Source organism: Pseudomonas sp. DWRC2-2 (genome assembly GCF_049897885.1).
In the GTDB taxonomy this organism is placed as follows: domain Bacteria; phylum Pseudomonadota; class Gammaproteobacteria; order Pseudomonadales; family Pseudomonadaceae; genus Aquipseudomonas; species Aquipseudomonas azotoformans_A.
Genome location: NZ_JAFCXD010000001.1, coordinates 1,515,219 through 1,536,653, shown reverse-complemented (window position 1 = coordinate 1,536,653; position 21,435 = coordinate 1,515,219). Strand labels below are relative to the sequence as shown.

The window sequence follows — 21,435 nt, the reverse complement described above, 5'->3', positions numbered from 1 at the left end:
TGGCTCTTTGCTATCTACGTGCTGTCAATCGATCGAAGTCTTGGTTAAATTGAGCATTGTCCAGCTCAAGACAGGGATCGTCATGACCACGCTTTCGCCTATTAATACCGGCAATACGCTTATCGCCCGTCCGACAGAAACGCCGCCTGCAACCCTGACGCACAACGTTGAAGTCAGCCTGAAGAGGCCCTCTGCAGTCGTCAGCCTGGGCAACGTCGTCTCCGATACGCTTTCCGACACCTATTCCCGTCGCGGGCAACTACCGGGTCAAGAAACCGTGCGCGCCTGGGAAAGTGACAGCCAGGACGCGCTCAGCAAGTCGCTCAACGCCAACTTCAATTCGCAGTCGACGGCCAGCCGCTTCAGTGGCTTGGGCGCCGGTCTGATTGCGCAGTTCGCCAAGGGCGGGGCAGCGGTTTCCCAGTCGGTGATGTTCGCGAGTGCCGACCGCGCGGCGAACGCGGGTGAAATCAAACTTGATCAGAGCCTGCTGCACACCAAGGCCGACAATCAGGTCAGTCTCAGCATCAAGACCGCCAGCGGCAAGACCGTCACCTTCAGCCTCTCAAGCCAGACCGATGGCCTGGGTGTGCAAGCGACGTTAGACGGTGGCACCTTGACCGATGAGGAGCTCAAGGCCGTCGGCAAACTGGGCAGCGCCTTCCAGTCCGCCGTGGATGGGTTGACGGCAATGCCACCGAAGCTCGACCTGAGCCAACTGACGCAGTTTGACACCAAGCTGCTGGCGTCGGTGGACCTCAATGCCACGCTCAAATCCCTGGACGGCCAGGACCTGAGCCTGGCCTTCCATGCCGATAGCCAAAGCCGCACTACCCGCATGAGTGGCCCGCTCGGCGAGCTGAACCTGGCCGTCGACCTGAAAAACGCTGCGATCCTCGGCAACGCCAAACAACAAGCCAAGGCCCTGCAAAGCTATCTCGCCCAATTCGACCGGGCGCAGGAGCGCGGCAGTGCCAAGCCAGAGCTGATGGCGATGTTCAAAGACGCTTTCAGTGCCATGAACAGCCATTACCCACAGGGCGTTACCCTGCCCGAAGCGTTGACGCGCAATTCGACCGACCAGGGCTTGCTGACCGGCTTGGCGGACTTCAAGGCATCCATCAAACAGGCCAGCGAATCGCCTAACCCGATGCGCCCGTCTGAGGTGGACAGCTTCGCCTACGAGGTCTCGCAAAAGACCCGCGTTGGCGGCAACAGCCTGTTGGATCGCAGTGTCAGCCAGGACCAGCAGTCGAGCCTGTCCGCGAGTTTCCATAAGGGGCTTAAGGGCGGCAAAGCGCCTGCCCTGGACGGCAACGCAGAGTCGCAGAACTATCGCTACGTACAAGTGCAGGACAAGGCCAGCAGTTCGGCCAAGCTTTCCTACAAGGACGGCCTGCTGGCCAGTGCAACCCTCGATCAAAGTGCCAGCCAGAACACCCGCACGCAGCAATATGTGATGGGCAAGTTGGTGGAAGACACCACGGTGCCGAAAGAGGCGTCGGTCAAGCGCGACTATCTGGTGTTGCTCGAATACGCGGCCAAGGAAAGCAAGAAGTCCAAGGATGCGCTGGAGGAGTCCACTCTCAAGGAAGCCCTGGCCAGCCTGCATGCTTCGGTGATGTTGCAGGAAGATCCGTCCGCACTGGCACGCTGACACGGCTGTAAAAAGGCATCTCCAGTGATGGAGGCGCCTTTTTTTTGCCCGGCAGACGCACCGACGAATGCCAGATTAGGCTTTTGAAACCCTTGGATATTCTGTAGCCTTGCGCAGCTTCACCTTAACCCGTGCTTGATGAACACAATCACTTCGTCCGGCGGCGCCCGAAGGGCTCCAGAGCCGGTGGTACACTCGACTTTCGCGCAACTGCGCCTGCAGGTCTTGCGAACATGACGCAAATTTCCGAACGCCTTCTGGTTCAAGCCCACCTCGACGCCAAGCAGCCCAAGGCCCTCAGCGCCGCTGAAGAGGCGAACCTGCGTACCGCCATCGCCGCCGAGCTCAAGGCTCAAGACGCGGTGCTGGTTGCCCACTTCTACTGTGACCCGGTGATCCAGGCCCTGGCCGAAGAAACCGGCGGCTGCGTCTCCGACTCCCTGGAAATGGCCCGCTTCGGCGCTGCCCACCCGGCCAAGACCGTATTGGTCGCCGGCGTGCGTTTCATGGGCGAGACCGCCAAGATCCTCACCCCCGAAAAACGCATCCTCATGCCCACCCTGGAAGCCACGTGTTCCCTGGACCTGGGTTGCCCGGTGGAGGAATTTTCGGCGTTCTGCGACCAACATCCCGAGCGCACCGTGGTGGTGTACGCCAACACCTCGGCGGCGGTCAAAGCCCGGGCGGATTGGGTGGTGACATCGAGTTGCGCATTGGAAATCGTCGAAAGCCTGATGGACAACGGCGAGACGATTATCTGGGGCCCGGACAAGCACCTGGGCACCTACATCCAGCGCCAGACCGGTGCCGACATGCTGCTGTGGGACGGTGCCTGCATCGTCCACGAAGAGTTCAAGTCCAAGCAGCTTGAAGACATGAAGGCGCTGTACCCGGATGCAGCGATTTTGGTGCACCCTGAGTCGCCGACCTCGGTGATCGAACTGGCAGACGCCGTAGGTTCGACCAGCCAGTTGATTGCGGCTGCCCAGCGCCTGCCGAACAAGACCTTCATCGTCGCCACCGACCGCGGCATTTTCTACAAGATGCAGCAGCTGTGCCCGGACAAAGTCTTTGTCGAGGCGCCTACCGCCGGCAATGGCGCGGCGTGCCGCAGTTGCGCACATTGCCCGTGGATGGCGATGAACACGCTGGAGCGCACGCTGCAGTGCCTGCGCGAGGGCAGCAACGAGATCTTCGTCGAGCCCTCAGTGATCCCGCAGGCCGTGCGCCCGCTCAAGCGCATGCTTGATTTCACTCAGGCTGCCCGCCTGAAACTGGCCGGCAACGCCTGAGTCGTTATTTTTTCTGTTTGGGGATGCGAACCAGCTGGCTGTCGGAATAGATGTCATGCCAGCTGCGTTTGCGCTTATCAACCAGCGACCAGATAAACCCCAGCCCCACGCACAACCACGACGCAATCGACACCACAAAGCGCAACAGCGCCTGCCACAGGCTGATCCGTGAGCCATCGGCGTTCTGCACGCGCACGCCCCACACCTGCATGCCCAGGGTCTGCCCGGAATGGGTCCAGAACTTGGCGAAAAAACCGAACAGCACGAACAGCAGAATCGTCGACAGCAACGGGTCGCCGTCCAGCGCGCCGGACTCGGTCAGGGTGCGCATCTTCGCTTCACCGACAAACGCGATCCAGATCAGTTTGTAGACGAACGCGGTAACGATCAGCAGGGCAGTGCACAACAGAAAGTCATAGAACATCGCTGCCAGGCGACGGCCCAGGCCAACGGCGGGAAATTCGCCTTGAGGGCTCAGCAGGGGTTTTGACATGGCAGGGCTCTCTTGTGAAAAAAGCCATTTTACGAGCAAACGCACATAAAAAAGCCCCTGATGTCACCATCAGGGGCTTTTTGTCGCAGGAGGGATCAACCTTCCGCTTGTACTTCGTCAGCCTGCATGCCTTTTTGGCCTTGCACAGCAACGAACGTCACTTTCTGGCCTTCTTTCAGGCTCTTGAAGCCGTTGCCCTGAATAGCGCGGAAATGCACGAACAGATCCGGACCGCTTTCTGGAGTGATAAAACCAAACCCTTTCTCGTCGTTAAACCACTTGACGGTACCGCTCTGACGTTCAGCCATTTTCTTATTTCCTTGACGCTAAAAATTAATGACAGCCCCTTTCGCAGGAAAGAGTACTGGGCTGGGTTGCAGGAAAGTAAGAGACGTCGAACGGGTTGTAGCACAACTACTTCAGCTACTGCCCAGGTCCAGGTTCCAAGCGACCCATGCAAACACAGTGGGCAAACTCTACGCCAACTAATAGAGAAAAAACAAGCCCTGCCAAAAGCCCAGGTTTTGCTGGGGCTTATGACACTTGGGTGAATGTTGTGGATCCGACTTATTCGATAGAGTTGGTCACTTGTTATAGCTTGATCCCTATAAAAAAGACTATCGAGAGTGCACTGTTTTATGGCGATTGCGTTACAAATTAGTGCGCGTTAACGCAATCGCGTTACTTATAGAAACAGTCAATCAACCACGGTAGTAACGTTGCGGCACAAATGGCATTTTACTTACACGTAGTGGCACCTTTTTTCCACGTACCAACGCAGAGACTTCGGTATCCAGTGCGGTGAAGGCGCTGTCCAGGTAACCCATGGCCAGCGGGCCGCCGAGGGTCGGACCGAAACCGCCGCTGCACACACTGCCGATCACGGTGCCGTCGGCGTCGACGATTTCTGCGCCTTCACGCACCGGCGTGCGTTCTTGTGGCAACAGGCCTACACGTTTGCGGCTCACACCGGTTTGCTGCTGGGTGAAGATCTTGTCGGCACCCGGAAAGCCCCCGGCACGGGCGCCGTCGGCACGACGGGCCTTGGAGATCGCCCACAGCAGGCTGGCTTCGATCGGTGTGGTGTCGGTGTTCATGTCGTGGCCGTACAGGCACAGGCCGGCTTCCAGGCGCAGCGAGTCGCGGGCGCCCAGGCCGATGGCCTGCACTTCGGTCTCGGCCAGCAGGCTGCGCGCGAGGCTTTCGGCATTGGCGGCGGGCACTGAGATTTCAAAACCGTCTTCGCCGGTGTAGCCCGAGCGGCTGACGTAGCAGTCCACGCCCAGCAGGCGCAGCGTGGCGAACTGCATGAAGGTCATCTTGGTGACTTCCGGTGCCAGGCGCGCCAGTACCTTCACCGCCGAAGGGCCTTGCAGGGCCAGCAACGCACGTTCTTCGAACAGCGGCTCAATGGTGCACTGGTCGCCGATATGCTGGCGCAGGTGGGCCAGGTCCTGGTCCTTGCAGGCGGCGTTGACCACCAGGAACAGTTCGTCGTTACCCAGGTTGGCCACCATCAGGTCATCGAGAATGCCGCCCTGGTCGTTGGTGAACATCGCGTAGCGCTGCATGCCCACCGGCAGGTCGATGATGTCGACCGGCACCAGGGTTTCCAAGGCCTTGGCGGCATTGGCGCCGGTGAGGCGGATCTGGCCCATGTGGGACACGTCGAACAGCCCGGCCTGATCACGGGTGTGCAGGTGTTCCTTCATCACGCCCAACGGGTATTGCACCGGCATGTCGTAGCCGGCGAAGGGCACCATGCGGGCGCCCAGTTCGATGTGCAGGGCGTGCAGAGGGGTTTTCAACAGGGTTTCGGTGGACATATTCAGCTCCTGAAAAACGTGCTGGCGCGCCGTTAGGCGTCAGCACTCGATAATGTTGACCGCCAAACCGCCACGGGCGGTTTCCTTGTATTTGCTTTTCATGTCGGCGCCGGTCTGGCGCATGGTGCGGATGACCTTGTCGAGGGACACAAAGTGCTGCCCATCACCGCGCAAGGCCATGCGCACCGCATTGATCGCCTTGACCGAGCCCATCGCATTGCGCTCGATGCACGGCACCTGCACCAGCCCGCCAATCGGGTCGCAGGTCAGGCCGAGGTTGTGTTCCATGCCGATCTCAGCGGCGTTTTCCACTTGGGAAACGCTGCCACCCAACACTTCGCACAACGCCCCGGCCGCCATGGAACAGGCCACGCCGACCTCGCCCTGACAGCCGACTTCGGCGCCGGAGATCGACGCGTTTTCCTTGTACAGAATGCCGATGGCGGCGGCAGTGAGCAGGAAGCGCACCACACCGTCTTCGTTAGCGCCGGGGATAAAGCGCATGTAGTAATGCAGCACCGCCGGCACGATGCCCGCCGCGCCGTTGGTGGGCGCCGTGACCACGCGGCCGCCGTTGGCGTTTTCTTCGTTGACCGCCAGGGCGTAAAGGTTGACCCAGTCGAGTACCGACAGTGGGTCGCGCAGCGCCGACTCCGGGTGTTTGCACAGCTGGCGATGCAGTGCCGCGGCGCGACGCTTGACCTTCAAACCGCCGGGCAAAATCCCTTCGTTGCGACAGCCCGCATCCACACAGTCCTGCATCACCTGCCAGATCTTCAGCAGCCCGGCGCGGGTTTCCGCTTCAGGGCGCCAGGCGCTCTCATTGGTCAGCATCACCTGGCTGATGGACAACCCGTAGGTGGTGCAATGGCCGAGGAGGTCTTTGGCATGCTTGAAGGGGAAGGTCAGCGGTGTGGCATCCTCGACAATCCGGTCGGCGCCGGCGGCGTCTTCATCCACCACAAACCCACCACCGACCGAGTAGTACTCGCGGCTGCGGATCTGGATATTGGCGGCGTCGAAGGCACGGAAAATCATGCCGTTGGGATGGTAGGCGAGCGGTTTGCGAATCATCGCCAGGTGTTCTTTCTCGTTGAACGCAATGCTGTGTTCGCCGAGCAGGTTCAGGCGGCCGTCCTTGCGCATCTGCGCCAGGCGGGTGGCCACGGTTTCGGTATTCACGGTGTCCGGGTGTTCGCCTTCCAGGCCCAGCAGCACGGCCTTGTCGCTGCCATGGCCTTTACCGGTGGCGCCCAGCGATCCGTAGAGTTCCACCTTGATGCTGGTGGTGGCGCTCAGCAGGTCGTCACGCTTGAGGCCCTCGACGAATCGAGCGGCGGCACGCATCGGGCCAACGGTGTGGGAACTGGAGGGGCCGATGCCAATCTTGAACAGGTCGAACACGCTTAAAGACATGAGTTGTTCTCCGGTTTCTTATTATTTTTCTAAGCCTGGCTCGGTCAAATGTGGGAGCGGGCTTGCTCGCGAAAGCGGTGGGTCAATCACAGTTGTATCAACTGACAGACCGCATTCGCGAGCAAGCCCGCTCCCACATTTTTGACCGAGTACAGTCTCAGGTTATGCGTAGCTCTCGATCGACGGGCACGCACACACCAAATTGCGATCACCAAACACGTTGTCCACCCGCCCAACCGGCGGCCAGTACTTGCCTTCGATCAACGACGGCACCGGGTACACCGCCTGCTCGCGGGTGTACGGGTGGGTCCACTCACTCACCAGTTCAGCAGCGGTGTGCGGCGCGTTTTTCAGCGGGTTGTCATCCTTGTCCAAGGTGCCGTTTTCCACCGCGCGGATTTCTTCGCGGATGGCGATCATCGCGTTGCAGAAGCGGTCCAGTTCTTCCTTGGATTCGCTTTCGGTTGGCTCGATCATCAAGGTGCCGGCCACCGGGAACGACATGGTCGGCGCATGGAAGCCGAAGTCGATCAGGCGCTTGGCCACGTCGTCCACGCTGATGCCGCTGCTGTCTTTGAGTGGGCGCAGGTCGAGGATGCATTCATGTGCCACCAGGCCGTTGCTGCCGGTGTAGAGCACGGGGTAGTGCTCTTCCAGACGACGGGAGATGTAGTTGGCATTCAGGATCGCTAGTTGCGAAGCGCGCTTGAGGCCCGCACCGCCCATCATGCTGATGTACATCCAGGTGATTGGCAGAATGCTTGCGCTGCCGAATGGCGCCGCACACACCGCGCCTTCCTTGCGCTCCATGGCCGCATGGCCTGGCAGGAACGGCGTGAGGTGCGATTTGACGCCAATCGGGCCGACGCCTGGGCCGCCACCGCCGTGAGGGATGCAGAAGGTCTTGTGCAGGTTCAGGTGGGACACGTCGCCACCGAATTTGCCCGGTGCGCACAGGCCGACCATGGCGTTCATGTTGGCGCCGTCGATGTACACCTGGCCGCCGTTGTCGTGAATGATGCCGCAGATTTCGCGGATACCTTCTTCGAACACGCCGTGGGTGGACGGGTAGGTGATCATCAGCGCGGCCAGGTGGTCGCGGTGCTCGATGGCCTTGGCGCGCAGGTCTTCGATGTCGACGTTGCCGCGTGCATCGCACGCAGTCACGACCACGCGCATGCCCGCCATGTTGGCGGTGGCCGGGTTGGTGCCGTGAGCGGACGATGGGATCAGGCAGATGTCGCGGCGCTCGTCGCCACGGCTCTGGTGATAGGCACGGATGGCCAAGAGACCTGCGTACTCGCCCTGGGAACCGGCGTTCGGCTGCAGGGAGATCGCGTCGTAACCGGTGGCGGCGCAGAGCATGGCTTCCAGGTCGGAGGTCAGCTCCAGGTAGCCGGCGCTTTGTTCGGCCGGGGCGAACGGGTGCAGGGCACCGAACTCGGCCCAGGTCACCGGGATCATTTCACTGGCGGCGTTGAGCTTCATGGTGCACGAGCCCAGCGGGATCATGGTGCGGTCCAGCGCCAGGTCCTTGTCGGCCAGCTTGCGCAGGTAGCGCATCAGCTCGGTTTCGGAGTGATAACGGTTGAAGACCGGGTGGCTGAGGACGGGCGACTGGCGCAGCAGGGCGGCTGGCAGCGTGCTTTCCGTCTGGGTGAAAGCGGGCAGGGGCTTGCCGTCGGCAAAGATCGCCCACAGCGTTTCAATGTCGGCCTGGGAGGTGGTTTCGTCCACCGACACACCCACACGCTCACCATCCACCACACGCAGGTTGATGCGCTGTGCGCGGGCCTTGTCGTGCAGCGCGGCGGTGTTGGCGCCGGTGCTGAGGGTAATCGTGTCGAAGAAGTGTTCCTGCTCGACCTTCAAGCCCAGGGCGGTCAGGCCCTTGGCCAGGATCGCGGTCAGTTGGTGCACACGCTGGGCAATCTGGGTCAGGCCTTTGGGGCCGTGGTACACGGCGTACATGCTGGCGATGTTGGCCAGCAGCACCTGGGCGGTGCAGATGTTCGACGTGGCTTTCTCGCGGCGGATATGTTGCTCGCGGGTCTGCATGGCCAAGCGCAGGGCCGGCTTGCCGAAACGGTCGACGGACACACCGACCAGACGGCCCGGCATATCGCGTTTGAACGCATCCTTGGTGGAGAAATACGCCGCGTGCGGGCCACCAAAGCCCAGCGGCACGCCGAAACGTTGCGCACTGCCGATGGCCACGTCGGCGCCGAATTCGCCCGGCGGGGCCAGCAAGGTCAGGGCCAGCAGGTCGGCGGCCACGGCCACCAGGGCATTGGCGGCGTGGAAGCGCTCGGTCAGTGCGCGGTAGTCGAACACGTCACCGTTGCTCGCCGGGTACTGCAGCAGGGCGCCGAAGAACGGGCTGACGTCGGTCAGTTCGCGTTCATCGCCCACCACCACGTCGATGCCCAAAGGCTCGGCACGGGTGCGCAGCACGTCGAGGGTTTGCGGGTGGCTGTGGATCGAGGCGAAGAAGGCGTTGCTGCCCTTGTTCTTGCTCAGGCGCTTGCAGAAGGTCATGGCTTCGGCGGCGGCGGTGGCTTCATCGAGCAAGGAGGCGTTGGCAATCGGCAGGCCGGTGAGGTCGCTGATCAGGGTCTGGAAGTTCAGCAGCGCTTCCAGGCGGCCTTGGGAAATCTCGGGTTGATACGGGGTGTAGGCGGTGTACCAGGCCGGGTTTTCCAGCAGGTTACGCAGGATCGGCGACGGCGTGTGGCAGTTGTAGTAACCCTGGCCGATGTAGGTCTTGAACAGTTGGTTCTTGCCGGCGATGGCCTTGATCTTGGCCAGTGCGTCGGCTTCGCTCAGGCCGTCTTCCAGGCCGAGCACGCTGGTGCCCTTGATGCTTTCCGGGATGACGCTGGCGCTCAATGCTTCCAGGGAGTCGAAGCCCAGGCTGGCGAGCATCTGCTGCTCATCTTCCTGGCGCGGGCCGATGTGGCGGGCGATGAATTCGTTGGCGGTGCTGATGTTGATCGACATGGCGCGCTCCTCAGGCTTCAGCGTTGGCTTTGATCAGGCGGTCGTACGCGTCCTGATCCAACAGTTTAGCGACCGCACCGGCATCGGCCGGTTTAAAGCGGAAGAACCAACCTTCGCCCATCGGGTCTTCGTTGACCAGCTCCGGGCTGTCATCCAATTTGTCGTTCACTTCAAGGACTTCACCGTCCAAAGGCATGTACACGCCGCTGGCCGCTTTGACCGACTCAACGGTGGACGCCTCGGCGCCCTTGTCATAGGCCTGCAACTCCGGCAGTTGCACGAAAACCACATCACCCAGCGCGTTCTGCGCGAAAGCGGTGATACCCACGGTGACGCTGCCGTCAGCTTCGGCGCGCAGCCATTCGTGATCTTCAGTGAAACGCAACTCGCTCATGGAAACTCCTCAAGGCCAGATTCGTCTGGTGGACGGGATTGGAATAATGGGGAGTTGCTTAGCAATATCGCGGCCAATCTTATTTATTCGTTATAAATCAATGAGTTAATAAAATTTGTTATAGCGTTATGCATTATGACTGTAGCGATTTCGCTACAGCTGGGCGCAGGAAAAAAAGCCTATGCGGATCAAAGCCTTGCATGGCGCGCAAAAAACAGGGTTGTAGCGATATCGTTACGCTGTAGCGCTTTCAGTACAGCCGATGTCGTTCTCAGACCTTATTCGGGATGCCGTACTTGCGCAGGCGATGGGCAATCGCCGTATGGGAGGTCTGCAACCGGCTGGCCAGTTGGCGCGTCGAAGGGTAGCTGGTGTATAGCGTTTCCAGCAGGTTGCGCTCGAAGTCTTCCACCGCCTGTTCCAGGCTGTCGATTTCACCGTCGCTCTGGCGCGCCACCGAAGTGCCGGCGATGTCCAGGTCGCCAATGTCCACCAGGCTGCTTTCGCAGATGGCGGCGGCGCGGAAGATCACGTTCTGCAGTTGCCGAACGTTGCCCGGCCAGCGGTTGCCGAGCAGCGCCGGGTACGTGCCGGGTGCCAGGCGGCAGATTGGGCGTTGGATCTGCGCACAGGCCTGCTGCATGAAATAACGGGCCAGCAACAGGATGTCCTGGCCGCGTGCGCGCAATGGCGGCACTTCGACGTTGAGCACGTTGAGGCGATAGAACAGGTCTTCGCGAAAGGTGCCTTCGCTGACCATTTTTTCCAGATCGCGGTGGGTGGCGCTGAGGATGCGCACATTGACCTTCACTTCACGGTCGCCGCCCACGCGGCGGAAGCTGCCGTCGTTGAGAAACCGCAGCAGCTTGGCCTGCAAGTACGGCGACATCTCACCGATCTCATCCAGAAACACCGTGCCCTGGTTGGCCAACTCCATCAGCCCCGGCTTGCCACCGCGTTGCGCGCCGGTAAAGGCGCCCGGTGCATAACCGAACAACTCGCTTTCCGCGAGGTTCTCCGGCAGCGCCGCGCAGTTCAAGGCGAGGAAGGGCGCACTGTGGCGCGCGCTGATCGCATGGCAGGCCCGCGCCACCAGCTCTTTGCCGGTGCCGGTTTCGCCCTGGATCAACAACGGGGCATCCAACGCCGCTACCCGCTGGGCGCGGGCCTTGAGCGTGCGGATGACCGGGGATTCACCGAGCAGCGCGTCAAAGCCTTCGGCATGGTCATGGTGCAGCGCCGACAGCTGTTCGCCGATGCGGTTGGGTTGGTAGAGGGTGAGCAGGGCGCCGGCGTCGGTGATCGGCGTGGCGTCCAGCAGCAGGGTCTGGCCGTTGACGCTGATCTCGCGCAGCGGCAAGCGGAAGCCTTGCTCCAGTAAAGTGTCGAGTAGCTTCGGGTCATTGAACAGTTCGCTGATGCTTTCGCCCGCCGGCTCGCGACCATACAGGGCGATCAGCGCCGGGTTGGCCAGCAGGATCTTGCCCGCGCTGTCCAACGCCAGCACCGGGTCGGTCATGGCGGCCAGCAAGGCGTCGAGTTGCAGGTGGCGACGTTGGCCGGGGAGGATGTCCACCACGGTCACCGCTTGCACGCCCTGCACGCTGAAGAGGGCGTCGCGCAGTTCTTCGAGTACTTCGGCGCTCAGGGTCGGCGCGTCGATGTAGACGTTGGGCGGTACCATCTCCACCGCATCCAGGTTGAGATTGCGCCCACCGAGCAGGGCCAGGACTTCCTGGGTAATGCCGACGCGGTCGATGAAGCTGACGTGGATACGCATGGGGCGGATCTGGATTCTGGCGTACTGAGGGTGGCCAGTATGCCTGACAGGTGATGGAGATCAAAAATGTGGGAGCGGGCTTGCTCGCGAATACGGTGGGTCAGTGAAAAAATTGCTGACTGACACACTGCATTCGCGAGCAAGCCCGCTCCCACATTTGATTGTTTGTGCCTGGGAAATCGGGTTATTCGAGGTGTTCGGGCTTGACCGGATCGCCTGCCTTCACATCCAGTTGATGCCGCACATCCTCGAACATCAAGTCGTACTGCTTGTGCATCGCGCCGTTCAACACGGCGATCTTCGGCATGCCGTACTTCTGCGCAATGTTCATCGCATGCCGCGCAAAGTCGAACGCCTGGTCCTTGGGCAGGAAGAACTCTTCCTTGAGGTCCTTGCCCTGCACCGAGCCATGCAGCTTGAACAGCATGCCCTTGCCTTCCTTGGGGTCCTGGCTGACTTCGTAGTCGATACACAGGTTGTAGCTGTAGTCCTGCGCATTCAGCGCGTGGCGTTCAACGTGCAAGTGACCCGGTTCAAAGGTGGCCATAGGCGTCTCTCCTCTACTTCACAGATAGGTGATGCCAGGTTTTGCCGTGCTGATGCGCGTACCGGCGCTGCCCTGGACGATGGCTTCGATGTCCGAGAGTGAACCGATGACGGCGGTTTTGCCAGTCTGGCGGGCGAACTCGCAGGCAGCTTGTACCTTGGGCCCCATGGAACCGGCGGCGAAGCCGAGGTTTTCCATTTCGTCGGGGTGGGCCTGGCTGATGGCCTTCTGGGTGGGTTTGCCGAAATCGATAAACGCGGCGTTGACGTCGGTGGCGATCACTAGCAGATCGGCGTCCAACTGCGACGCCAGCAGCGACGAACACAGGTCTTTGTCGATCACCGCTTCGATGCCTTTGAGCTTGCCGTCCTCGCCATACATGGTCGGGATGCCGCCGCCCCCCGCGCAGATCACGATGCTGCTTTTTTCCAGCAGCCACTTGATCGGGCGGATTTCAAAGATACGTTTAGGGCGCGGGCTGGCGACCACACGACGGTACTTGTCGCCGTCCGGCGCAATGGCCCAGCCTTTTTCGGCGGCGAGTTTTTCCGCTTCTGCCTTGGAATACACTGGGCCGATGGGCTTGGTCGGGTTCTTGAAAGCCGGGTCCTTGGCGTCCACTTCGACTTGGGTGAGCAGGGTGGCGAAGGGCACTTCGAAGTCCAGCAGGTTGCCCAGTTCCTGTTCGATGATGTAGCCGATCATGCCTTCGGTCTCGGCGCCGAGCACGTCCAGCGGGTACGGCGAGACCTGGGTGTAGGCCGCCGCCTGCAACGACAGCAGGCCGACTTGCGGGCCATTGCCGTGAGCGATCACCAGCTCGTTGCCGGGGTGGATCTTGGCGATCTGTTCGGTGGCGATCCGGATATTGGCGCGTTGGTTGTCCGCAGTCATGGGTTCACCACGGCGGAGCAGGGCGTTACCGCCCAGTGCAACGACGATACGCATAGCGTCTGTCCTTTTTCAAAGCAGCGGGGGAGCGGGCTCCCCCGAAGAAAGGGTTACAGGTCGGCCAAGGTCGACACCAGGATCGCCTTGATGGTGTGCATGCGGTTTTCTGCTTGCTCGAAGGCGATGCAGGCCGGCGACTCGAACACGTCGTCTGTCACTTCAATGCCATTGGCCAGGTGCGGATACTGCTCGGCAATCTGCTTGCCGACCTTGGTATCGCTGTTGTGGAACGCCGGCAGGCAGTGCATGAACTTGGTGCGTGGGTTGCCGGTGGCTTTCATCAGCTCGGCGTTCACTTGGTACGGCAGCAGTTGCTCAATACGCTCGGCCCAGGCTTCCACCGGCTCACCCATCGATACCCACACGTCGGTGTGGATGAAGTCCACGCCCTTGACCGCGGCTTTCGGGTCTTCGGTGAGGGTGATGCGCGCGCCGCTCTCTTCTGCGTATTGCTTGCAGCGGCCAACCAGGTCATCGTGGGGCCACAGGGCTTTAGGCGCGCAGATACGCACGTCCATGCCGAGCTTGGCGCCCACCAGCAGCAGCGAGTTGCCCATGTTGTTGCGGGCATCGCCAAGGTACGCGTAGCTGATCTCGTGGATCGGCTTGTCGGCGTGTTCGCGCATGGTCAGCACGTCGGCGATCATCTGGGTCGGGTGATATTCATCGGTCAGGCCGTTGAACACCGGCACGCCGGCAAACTTGGCCAGCTCTTCGACGATCTCCTGCTTGAAGCCTCGGTATTCGATGGCGTCATACATGCGCCCGAGTACGCGGGCGGTGTCCTTCATGCTTTCCTTGTGGCCGATCTGCGAGGAGCCCGGGTCGATGTAGGTGACGTTGGCGCCTTGGTCATAGGCGGCCACTTCGAAGGCGCAGCGGGTGCGGGTGGAGGTTTTTTCGAAGATCAGCGCGATGTTGTTGCCTTTGAGGTGTTGCTGTTCGGTGCCGGTGTACTTGGCGCGCTTGAGGTCGCGGGACAGGTCCAGCAGGTAGCGCAGCTCGCGCGGAGTGTGGTGTTCCAGGCTGAGCAGGCTGCGGTTGTGAATGTTGAACGCCATGATGATTCTCCTTGGATTCGGTAATCGGCCCGGTCGGCGCGGGATATGCGCCGCCGGGTGGATGGTCGTTTAGTAGTCGATAGGGTCGCGGATGATCGGGCAGGTCATGCAGTGGCCGCCGCCACGGCCGCGGCCCAGTTCACCGGCACTGATGGTGATGACTTCCACACCGGCCTTGCGCAGCAGGGTGTTGGTGTAGGTGTTGCGGTCGTAACCGATCACCACGCCTGGCTCCACGGCCACCACGTTGTTGCCGTCATCCCATTGTTCGCGTTCGGCGGCGAAGCTGTTGCCGCCGGTTTCCACCACGCGCAGGGCCTTGAGGCCGAGGGCCGCGGCGACGGTGTCGAGGAAGTTGGTTTTCTCGCGTTGGATATCGATGCCGTGAGGCTTGCTCTCGTCAGGGCGCAGGGTGAAGGCGACGATCTGGTTGACCACTTCGGGGAAGGTGGTGACCAGGTCGCGGTCGCAGAAGCTGAACACGGTGTCCAGGTGCATCGCGGCGCGGGATTTCGGCAGGCCGGCCACGATGACTTTTTCCACCGCCTTGTTCTTGAACAGATTGCGCGCCAGTTGGCCGATGGCCTGGTGCGACGAACGCTCGCCCATGCCGATCAGGACTACGCCGTTGCCGATGGGCATCACGTCGCCGCCTTCGAGGGTGGACGCGCCGTGTTCTTGATCCGGGTCGCCGTACCAGATCTGGAAGTCGGCGTTGGTGAACTCCGGGTGGAACTTGTAGATGGCGGTGGTCAGCAGGGTTTCCTGGCGTCGCGCCGGCCAGTACATCGGGTTCAGCGTCACGCCGCCGTAGATCCAGCAGGTGGTGTCACGGGTGAACTGGGTGTTGGGCAGCGGCGGCAGGATGAAGCTGGAATGCCCGAGGAAATCGCGGAACATCTCGATGGTCTTGCCACCGAAGCTGCTCGGCAGGTCATCGGCGGACACGCCACCTATCAGAAACTCACTGATTTTGCGTGGCTCCAGGCTGCGCAGCCAGGAGCTGACTTCATCCACCAGGCCCAGGCCGACGGTGTTGGCGGTGATCTTGCGCTCCAGGATCCAGTCCAGCGCGTCGGGGATGGCGACGATGTCGGTGAGCAGGTTGTGCATTTCCAGCACATCAATATCCCGCTCGCGCATCTTGGTCACAAAGTCGAAATGGTCGCGCTTGGCCTGGGCCACCCACAGCACGTCATCGAACAGCAGTTCATCGCAGTTGTTGGGGGTCAGCCGCTGGTGGGCCAAGCCTGGGGAGCACACCATGACTTTGCGCAGTTTGCCGGCTTCGGAATGTACGCCGTACTTCACTTTTTCCGTGGTCATTTCAGATCCTCCAGTGAACAAAAGATTCAGGTGTTACAGGGTCAGGAAGCCGTCATAGAGCCCATAGGCCGCCACCAGGGCGCCAATGACCACTGCGGCGAAAATCAGCTTCTCGACGTTGGTGAAAATCGGTTTGCCCAGTTCACGCTTGGCCTTGGCGAACAGGATTGCGCCGGGGGCGTAGAGCAGGGCGGAGAGCAGCAGGTATTTGGTGCCCCCGGCGTAGAGCAGCCAGATCGCGTAGATCAGGGCGATGGCGCCGATGAACAGGTCTTTCTTGCGCTCTTTCAGGGCGTTCTCGTAGGTCTCGCCGCGCACCGCCAGCAGCAGCGCGTAGGCCGCCGACCACAGGTAAGGCACCAGGATCATCGAGGTGGCGAGGTAGATCAGCGACAGGTAAGTGCTGGCGGAAAACAGCGTGATCACCAGGAACAACTGCACCATGGCGTTGGTCAGCCACAGAGCGTTGACCGGCACATGGTTGGCGTTCTCCTTGCGCAGGAACTCCGGCATGGTGTGATCCTTGGCGGCGGCGAACATGATCTCCGCACACAGCAGCACCCACGACAGCAGCGCCCCGAGCAGCGAGATGATCAGGCCGACGCTGATCAGCACCGCGCCCCAGTGGCCTACCACATGCTCCAGCACGGCGGCCATCGACGGGTTTTGCAGCTTGGCCAGTTCCGGTTGGGTCATGATGCCCAGGGACAGCACGTTCACCAGCATCAGGAACAGCAGTACGGTGATAAAGCCGATCACGGTGGCCTTGCCCACGTCGGAGCGTTTTTCCGCACGGGACGAGAAGATGCTCGCGCCTTCGATGCCGATGAACACCCAGACGGTGACCAGCATCATGTTGCGTACCTGGTTCATCACACTGCCCAGGTCGGGGTTTTTTACACCCCAGATGTCAGCGGTGAAGATCTCCAGCTTGAACGCAAACAGCGCGATCAACACGAACAGCACCAGCGGTACGACCTTGGCGACGGTGGTCACCAGGTTGATGAACGCCGCTTCCTTGATGCCGCGCAATACCAGGAAATGCACGGCCCACAGCAGCACCGAGGCACCGATCACCGCAGCCGGCGTGTTGCCTTCGCCGAAGATAGGGAAGAAATACCCCAGGGTGCTGAACAGCAACACGAAGTAACCGACGTTGCCCAGCCAGGCACTGATCCAGTAGCCCCAGGCAGACGAGAAACCCATGTAGTCGCCGAACCCGGCCTTGGCATAGGCATACACGCCGCCGTCGAGGTCGGGCTTGCGGTTGGCGAGGGTCTGGAACACGAAAGCGAGGGTCAACATGCCGATGGCGGTAATCACCCAACCAATCAACACCGCGCCGACGTCGGCGCTGGCGGCCATGTTCTGCGGCAGTGAGAAGATCCCGCCGCCAATCATCGAGCCCACGACAAGTGCAACCAGTGCGCCGAGTCGAAGTTTTCCGGGAGATTCAGACATTGCATAACTCCAATGCAGGAGAAGAGAGACCACAGAATAATTCCGTGCGCTATTCAAACAGCTGACTCAGATCACCTCATTGGCACATTCCATTGTGAATTAATGACTTAGGCTGGAAACTCGTGGGCGATATAAATCCTCGGAGAAGTGCTTTGCAGAGCGTTTCTCTCGCTTTATGGTTAATCTATTAGTCAGGTCCGTGGACGTTTGAAGCTAGACCGTATTTCCAGATGTGCAAACTTTTTGAACGAAGTTTCACCAAAGCGCTATAAGCGTAATGCGTGTGCAGTATTTAAATTCTAAATAAGCCTAATTGTGTGTAACTGACATGCCATTACGTTATGAACGTGTCTGTTTTATCGCCTTCTCTAATAAACGCTACACTCGCTGAGTTAATTAGTTGAGTGCACGGTTGTTGGCTCAAACAGTTATTGACCAGGAGTGTGTATGTCCCAACCGGCCCAGAAACTTCGACTCAGCGCCTTGATCGCCCTGGTGGTGGGCTCGATGATCGGCGGCGGGATTTTTTCCTTGCCGCAGAACATGGCTGCCCGCGCCGAGGTGGGGGCCGTGCTGATCGGTTGGGCAATCACCGCCGTCGGCATGTTGACCCTGGCATTCGTGTTCCAGACCTTGGCCAACCGCAAGCCCGAGTTGGATTCAGGGGTGTACGCCTACGCCAAGGCGGGTTTCGGCGACTACATGGGGTTTTCATCGGCTTGGGGCTACTGGATTAGCGCCTGGATGGGCAACGTGGGTTACTTCGTGTTGCTATTTAGTACCCTCGGCTACTTTTTTCCGGTGTTCGGCCAGGGCAACACACCGGTGGCCATCGGCTGTGCATCCTTGTTGCTGTGGGCGGTGCATTTCCTGGTGATGCGCGGAATCAAGGAGGCGGCTTTCATCAACCAGATCACCACCGTGGCCAAGATTGTGCCGCTGCTGATGTTCATCGTGATCGCCGCCGTGGCGTTCAAGGCGGATATCTTCACCCGCGATATCTGGGGCCTGGGCAACCCGAAGATCGGCAGCGTGGTGGACCAGGTGCGCAACATGATGCTGGTCACCGTGTTTGTGTTCATCGGCATCGAAGGCGCCAGTGTCTATTCGGCGCGGGCTGAGAAACGCTCGGATGTGGGCCGCGCCACGGTGATCGGCTTCCTGGGTGTGCTGGCGTTGCTGGTGCTGGTGAACGTGCTGTCTTTGGGGATCATGAGCCAGCCGGAACTGGCGCAATTACAAAACCCGTCCCTGGCGGGTGTGCTGGAACATATCGTCGGCCCGTGGGGCGCGATGGCGATCAGCATCGGTCTGGCAGTGTCTCTGCTCGGCGCCTTATTGTCGTGGGCGCTGCTCTGCGCGGAAATCCTCTACGCCACCGCCCATGACAAGACCATGCCGGCCTTCCTGAAAAAGGAAAACGTCAATCAGGTGCCGGTCAATGCGCTGTGGCTGACCAATGTGATGATCCAGCTGTTCCTGGTGATCACGCTGTTTTCCCACAGCACCTACACCACCCTGATTTATCTGGCCTCGTCGATGATCCTGGTGCCCTACCTGTGGTCGGCCGCCTATGCGGTGCTGCTGAGCGGTCGCGGCGAAACCTATGAAGGCGCCCACGGCCAGCGCATGAAGGACCTGCTGGTCGGCCTGATTGCCCTCGGCTACGCGGTATGGCTGCTCTACGCCGGGGGCTTGAAGTACCTGCTGCTGTCGGCGTTGTTGTATGCGCCGGGCGTGATCCTGTTTGCCCTCGCCAAGCGTGAGCAGGGCCAGCCCTTGTTTACCCACATGGAAAAAGGCATTTTCAGCTGCGTGATCGCCGGCGCAGGGTTGGCGGCGTATGGCTTGTACAGCGGGGTGTTGTCGTTGTGAGACTGGCGTATCAGCCGCCCTACGATTGGGCGGCAATGGTGGGGTTTCTGTCGGCGCGGGCGATCGGCGGGATGGAGACGGTCGAAGCGAGCGTGTACCGGCGCAGTATCCGCCTCGGCGGGCAGCAGGGCTGGATCAGTGTGGCAAGGGGGGATGGCGATTGGCTCGACGTGGAGGTGGATTTTCCAGACGCGGCGGCTTTGCCTGAGATCGAGCGTCGCCTGCGCGCGATGTTTGATCTGGACGCCCAACCCCAGTTGATCAACCCGCAACTGGCGACGGACCCCTTGATGGCGCAACTGGTTGCGGCGCGTCCGGGCCTGCGTGTGCCGGGCACCTGGGATGGCCTGGAACTGGCGATTCGCGCGGTGCTGGGCCAGCAAATCACTGTGGTGGCTGCGATTCGTCTGGCAGGAAAACTAGTGACCCAATACGGCCAGCCATTGGAAACCCCGCACGCCGGTATCACCCATGTATTTCCCACCGCCGAGGTGTTGGCAGCGGCGGACCTGGCGACGCTGGGCATGCCCAAGGCGCGTGGGCGGACCTTGTCGGGTGTGGCCCAGGCGTTGCTGAATGATCCTCGATTGTTCGAACCCCAGGCCAGCCTCAAGGCCGGTGTGGCGCGGTTGGTGGCGTTGCCAGGCATTGGTGATTGGACCGCGCAGTACATCGCCATGCGCCAGATGCGCGAGGCGGATGCGTTTGCGTCGGGAGATATCGGGTTGATCAATGCGCTGGTGGCGTTGGAAGGTGGGCCGGTGAGCCCACGCCAGTTGCTGGCACGGGCTGAGGCTTGGCGACCGCTGCGGGCGTATGCGGCGCAGCACTTGTGGACGTCGTTGCAGCGGGCGGATTGATAGTGCCTGTACTGGCCTCTTCGCGAGCAAGCCCGCTCCCACATCCGACCGCATTCCATGGAGGTACTCGGTCAAAATGTGGGAGCGGGCTTGCTCGCGAATGCGGACTCAAGGTCACCACTGAGGCCGATGTGAGCCCAATTCCCCAGCCGGCAAATCCCACTGCAACGGCGTGCCGCTGATGGTCACCGGTGGCAATAATCGATGTGCCTGGCCCCAGGCTGTCTGCTCCACCAATACGCCTTGATCCGTTGGCGCTTCGGCACGTAACGCGGGTTGCTCCGGCACTTGTCCAGCCTCCACCAACAAGCTCGCCGTTCGCGCCAATGACAACCGCGCCGCGCCACCACGCCCGGACTTCAACCGTTCGCTCAATGCTTGAATCGCACTGGCCGCCATCAAATACCCGGTGGCGTGATCCAACGCCTGCAACGGCAGCGGCACTGGTTTGTTCGACTGTTTCCAGGCCATGCCGGCGGCGGCGATTCCGCTGCTCATCTGCACCAGGCTGTCGAAACCCCGACGGTTGCGCCACGGGCCGCTCCAGCCGTAGGCGTTGAGGCTGACGTCAATCAGGCCGGGGGCGAGGGTTTGCAGTCCATCGGCGGTGTAACCCAACTGTTCCAGGGCATCGGCGCGGTAACCATGGAACAGGATGTCGGCTTCCTTGAGCAGGCCTTCGAAAACCTGTCGGCCTTCCGGGCTTTTCAGATCCAGGCGGGCGCAGCGTTTGCCCAGGGTCATTTCCGGTACTACGCCGGGTTCGTTCCAGGTGGGCGAATCGATGCGCAGCACATCAGCGCCCAGGCCTGCGAGAAAGCGGCTGGCGACGGGGCCGGCGAGCACGCGGGTCAGGTCCAATACCTTGAGGCCCGCCAGTGGCCGTGCAACCGAGCCGAGCCAGCGCTTGTCGGTGGTGGTTGCAAAGGTCTGGCGCTGCACCAGTTCCTCGGCATTCACCGCCAACCCTTGGGGGTGGGCCTGCCAGGCTTGCCAGTCACGCATCTGCGCGGCGCAACCGCCCTCATCGACAATCGCCTGTTCCAGTTCGGCGGCATTCCATTTGGCAACCTTGGCGGCCATTTCGGCCCGGTCGGTCACCTTGCCCAGCACACGCTCGGCCGCCGCGCGGTGATGGGGCGCATTGGTGTGCAGGCGAATCCAGCCATCGGCGCTGGCATAGTCGCCGGCCACCGGGTCCCATAGCGGCGGTGTTTCCCAGCCTACCGGGCGGATAGAAGACGAAAACCAGAAGGACGCAAGTCGCCGGTCCACACTGACGCTGGGTAGGCGTCCGGTCTGTTGTTGGATCAACTGCGCCACCGCCTGGCCCGCGGCACCGATGCTGGCGCTGGCCAGCTCAGTCACGGCGAAGGTCGAGGGCAGGGCGCCGGCTTCGGTAAAGGTCAGTGGCGTTTGTGGTAGAGCGAGTGCGGCTTGGATGGGAGTCAGCAGGTCAGTCATCAAAGGCCCTCCGTAAGAGAAGGGCCACTATA

Annotated in this window: 17 protein-coding genes; 4 read left to right on the top strand and 13 right to left on the bottom strand. The window is 61.1% G+C overall.

Translation table 11 applies throughout. The features are described from left to right. The first annotated feature begins 82 nt into the window (after window positions 1–82). Window positions 83–1,657 carry a lactate dehydrogenase gene (locus ACP7EW_RS07535; protein ID WP_426216202.1) on the top strand — a complete coding sequence of 525 codons (1,575 nt, stop codon included), beginning with the start codon at window positions 83–85 and terminating at the stop codon, window positions 1,655–1,657. Between the two features lie 233 nt (window positions 1,658–1,890). Beyond that, window positions 1,891–2,949, top strand: coding sequence for a quinolinate synthase NadA (gene nadA / locus ACP7EW_RS07530; RefSeq protein WP_038845978.1), 1,059 nt, complete (start codon window positions 1,891–1,893; stop codon window positions 2,947–2,949). Between the two features lie 4 nt (window positions 2,950–2,953). Here nadA and ACP7EW_RS07525 read toward each other — a convergent pair whose 3' ends face one another. From ACP7EW_RS07525 to arcD (ACP7EW_RS07470), 12 genes are all read right to left on the bottom strand, one after another. After that, window positions 2,954–3,442 (bottom strand): RDD family protein, encoded by a 489-nt coding sequence (locus ACP7EW_RS07525; RefSeq protein ID WP_033902224.1) that lies wholly within the window; start codon window positions 3,440–3,442, stop codon window positions 2,954–2,956. Window positions 3,443–3,537: 95 nt separating this feature from the next. Next, window positions 3,538–3,750 (bottom strand): cold-shock protein, encoded by a 213-nt coding sequence (locus ACP7EW_RS07520; protein WP_003365337.1) that lies wholly within the window; start codon window positions 3,748–3,750, stop codon window positions 3,538–3,540. 393 nt (window positions 3,751–4,143) lie between these two features. Continuing rightward, window positions 4,144–5,268, bottom strand: coding sequence for a glycine cleavage system aminomethyltransferase GcvT (gene gcvT / locus ACP7EW_RS07515; protein WP_061449353.1), 1,125 nt, complete (start codon window positions 5,266–5,268; stop codon window positions 4,144–4,146). 39 nt (window positions 5,269–5,307) lie between these two features. Further along, entirely contained in the window at window positions 5,308–6,684 is a 1,377-nt protein-coding gene (locus ACP7EW_RS07510; RefSeq protein WP_426216199.1) for an L-serine ammonia-lyase, read from the bottom strand. Between the two features lie 162 nt (window positions 6,685–6,846). Further along, window positions 6,847–9,684, bottom strand: a complete 2,838-nt coding sequence (gene gcvP, locus ACP7EW_RS07505) for an aminomethyl-transferring glycine dehydrogenase (protein ID WP_426216197.1) — start codon at window positions 9,682–9,684, stop codon at window positions 6,847–6,849. A 10-nt stretch (window positions 9,685–9,694) separates the two neighbouring features. Then, the gene (gcvH, locus tag ACP7EW_RS07500) at window positions 9,695–10,078 is read right to left on the bottom strand and encodes a glycine cleavage system protein GcvH (RefSeq protein ID WP_426216195.1); all 384 of its coding nucleotides are present in this window, start codon (window positions 10,076–10,078) and stop codon (window positions 9,695–9,697) included. A 271-nt stretch (window positions 10,079–10,349) separates the two neighbouring features. Beyond that, window positions 10,350–11,858, bottom strand: coding sequence for a sigma-54-dependent transcriptional regulator (locus ACP7EW_RS07495; protein ID WP_426216193.1), 1,509 nt, complete (start codon window positions 11,856–11,858; stop codon window positions 10,350–10,352). Window positions 11,859–12,042: 184 nt separating this feature from the next. Continuing rightward, window positions 12,043–12,405: a DUF5064 family protein gene (locus ACP7EW_RS07490; RefSeq protein ID WP_033896358.1), complete on the bottom strand. Its 363-nt coding sequence runs from the start codon at window positions 12,403–12,405 to the stop codon at window positions 12,043–12,045. 18 nt (window positions 12,406–12,423) lie between these two features. Then, on the bottom strand, window positions 12,424–13,353 hold the full coding sequence (arcC, locus tag ACP7EW_RS07485; RefSeq protein ID WP_426216191.1) for a carbamate kinase: 930 nt from the start codon (window positions 13,351–13,353) through the stop codon (window positions 12,424–12,426). A 53-nt stretch (window positions 13,354–13,406) separates the two neighbouring features. After that, window positions 13,407–14,417 carry an ornithine carbamoyltransferase gene (locus ACP7EW_RS07480; RefSeq protein WP_177073977.1) on the bottom strand — a complete coding sequence of 337 codons (1,011 nt, stop codon included), beginning with the start codon at window positions 14,415–14,417 and terminating at the stop codon, window positions 13,407–13,409. A 69-nt stretch (window positions 14,418–14,486) separates the two neighbouring features. Continuing rightward, window positions 14,487–15,743 (bottom strand): arginine deiminase, encoded by a 1,257-nt coding sequence (arcA, locus tag ACP7EW_RS07475; protein ID WP_426216188.1) that lies wholly within the window; start codon window positions 15,741–15,743, stop codon window positions 14,487–14,489. Window positions 15,744–15,776: 33 nt separating this feature from the next. Beyond that, the gene (gene arcD / locus ACP7EW_RS07470; protein WP_426216186.1) at window positions 15,777–17,204 is read right to left on the bottom strand and encodes an arginine-ornithine antiporter; all 1,428 of its coding nucleotides are present in this window, start codon (window positions 17,202–17,204) and stop codon (window positions 15,777–15,779) included. A 447-nt stretch (window positions 17,205–17,651) separates the two neighbouring features. On the opposite strand from arcD (ACP7EW_RS07470), the gene arcD (ACP7EW_RS07465) reads away from it, so the two are divergent. Next, entirely contained in the window at window positions 17,652–19,079 is a 1,428-nt protein-coding gene (arcD, locus tag ACP7EW_RS07465; protein WP_095017422.1) for an arginine-ornithine antiporter, read from the top strand. Then, window positions 19,076–19,939, top strand: a complete 864-nt coding sequence (locus ACP7EW_RS07460) for a DNA-3-methyladenine glycosylase family protein (protein ID WP_426216184.1) — start codon at window positions 19,076–19,078, stop codon at window positions 19,937–19,939. Before arcD (ACP7EW_RS07465) ends, ACP7EW_RS07460 begins: the two co-directional genes overlap by 4 nt. A gap of 114 nt (window positions 19,940–20,053) precedes the next feature. On the opposite strand, the gene ACP7EW_RS07455 is transcribed toward ACP7EW_RS07460, so the two are convergent. After that, window positions 20,054–21,403: a CoA transferase gene (locus ACP7EW_RS07455; protein WP_426216182.1), complete on the bottom strand. Its 1,350-nt coding sequence runs from the start codon at window positions 21,401–21,403 to the stop codon at window positions 20,054–20,056. Window positions 21,404–21,435 lie beyond the last annotated feature (32 nt).

Bases quoted from the DNA above. Each gene is read 5' to 3' on its own strand.
- ACP7EW_RS07535 (WP_426216202.1), top strand. From the start codon at position 83: ATGACCACGCTTTCGCCTATTAATACCGGCAATACGCTTATCGCCCGT.
- nadA (WP_038845978.1), top strand. From the start codon at position 1,891: ATGACGCAAATTTCCGAACGCCTTCTGGTTCAAGCCCACCTCGACGCC.
- ACP7EW_RS07525 (WP_033902224.1), bottom strand. From the start codon at position 3,442: ATGTCAAAACCCCTGCTGAGCCCTCAAGGCGAATTTCCCGCCGTTGGC.
- ACP7EW_RS07520 (WP_003365337.1), bottom strand. From the start codon at position 3,750: ATGGCTGAACGTCAGAGCGGTACCGTCAAGTGGTTTAACGACGAGAAA.
- gcvT (WP_061449353.1), bottom strand. From the start codon at position 5,268: ATGTCCACCGAAACCCTGTTGAAAACCCCTCTGCACGCCCTGCACATC.
- ACP7EW_RS07510 (WP_426216199.1), bottom strand. From the start codon at position 6,684: ATGTCTTTAAGCGTGTTCGACCTGTTCAAGATTGGCATCGGCCCCTCC.
- gcvP (WP_426216197.1), bottom strand. From the start codon at position 9,684: ATGTCGATCAACATCAGCACCGCCAACGAATTCATCGCCCGCCACATC.
- gcvH (WP_426216195.1), bottom strand. From the start codon at position 10,078: ATGAGCGAGTTGCGTTTCACTGAAGATCACGAATGGCTGCGCGCCGAA.
- ACP7EW_RS07495 (WP_426216193.1), bottom strand. From the start codon at position 11,858: ATGCGTATCCACGTCAGCTTCATCGACCGCGTCGGCATTACCCAGGAA.
- ACP7EW_RS07490 (WP_033896358.1), bottom strand. From the start codon at position 12,405: ATGGCCACCTTTGAACCGGGTCACTTGCACGTTGAACGCCACGCGCTG.
- arcC (WP_426216191.1), bottom strand. From the start codon at position 13,353: ATGCGTATCGTCGTTGCACTGGGCGGTAACGCCCTGCTCCGCCGTGGT.
- ACP7EW_RS07480 (WP_177073977.1), bottom strand. From the start codon at position 14,417: ATGGCGTTCAACATTCACAACCGCAGCCTGCTCAGCCTGGAACACCAC.
- arcA (WP_426216188.1), bottom strand. From the start codon at position 15,743: ATGACCACGGAAAAAGTGAAGTACGGCGTACATTCCGAAGCCGGCAAA.
- arcD (WP_426216186.1), bottom strand. From the start codon at position 17,204: ATGTCTGAATCTCCCGGAAAACTTCGACTCGGCGCACTGGTTGCACTT.
- arcD (WP_095017422.1), top strand. From the start codon at position 17,652: ATGTCCCAACCGGCCCAGAAACTTCGACTCAGCGCCTTGATCGCCCTG.
- ACP7EW_RS07455 (WP_426216182.1), bottom strand. From the start codon at position 21,403: ATGACTGACCTGCTGACTCCCATCCAAGCCGCACTCGCTCTACCACAA.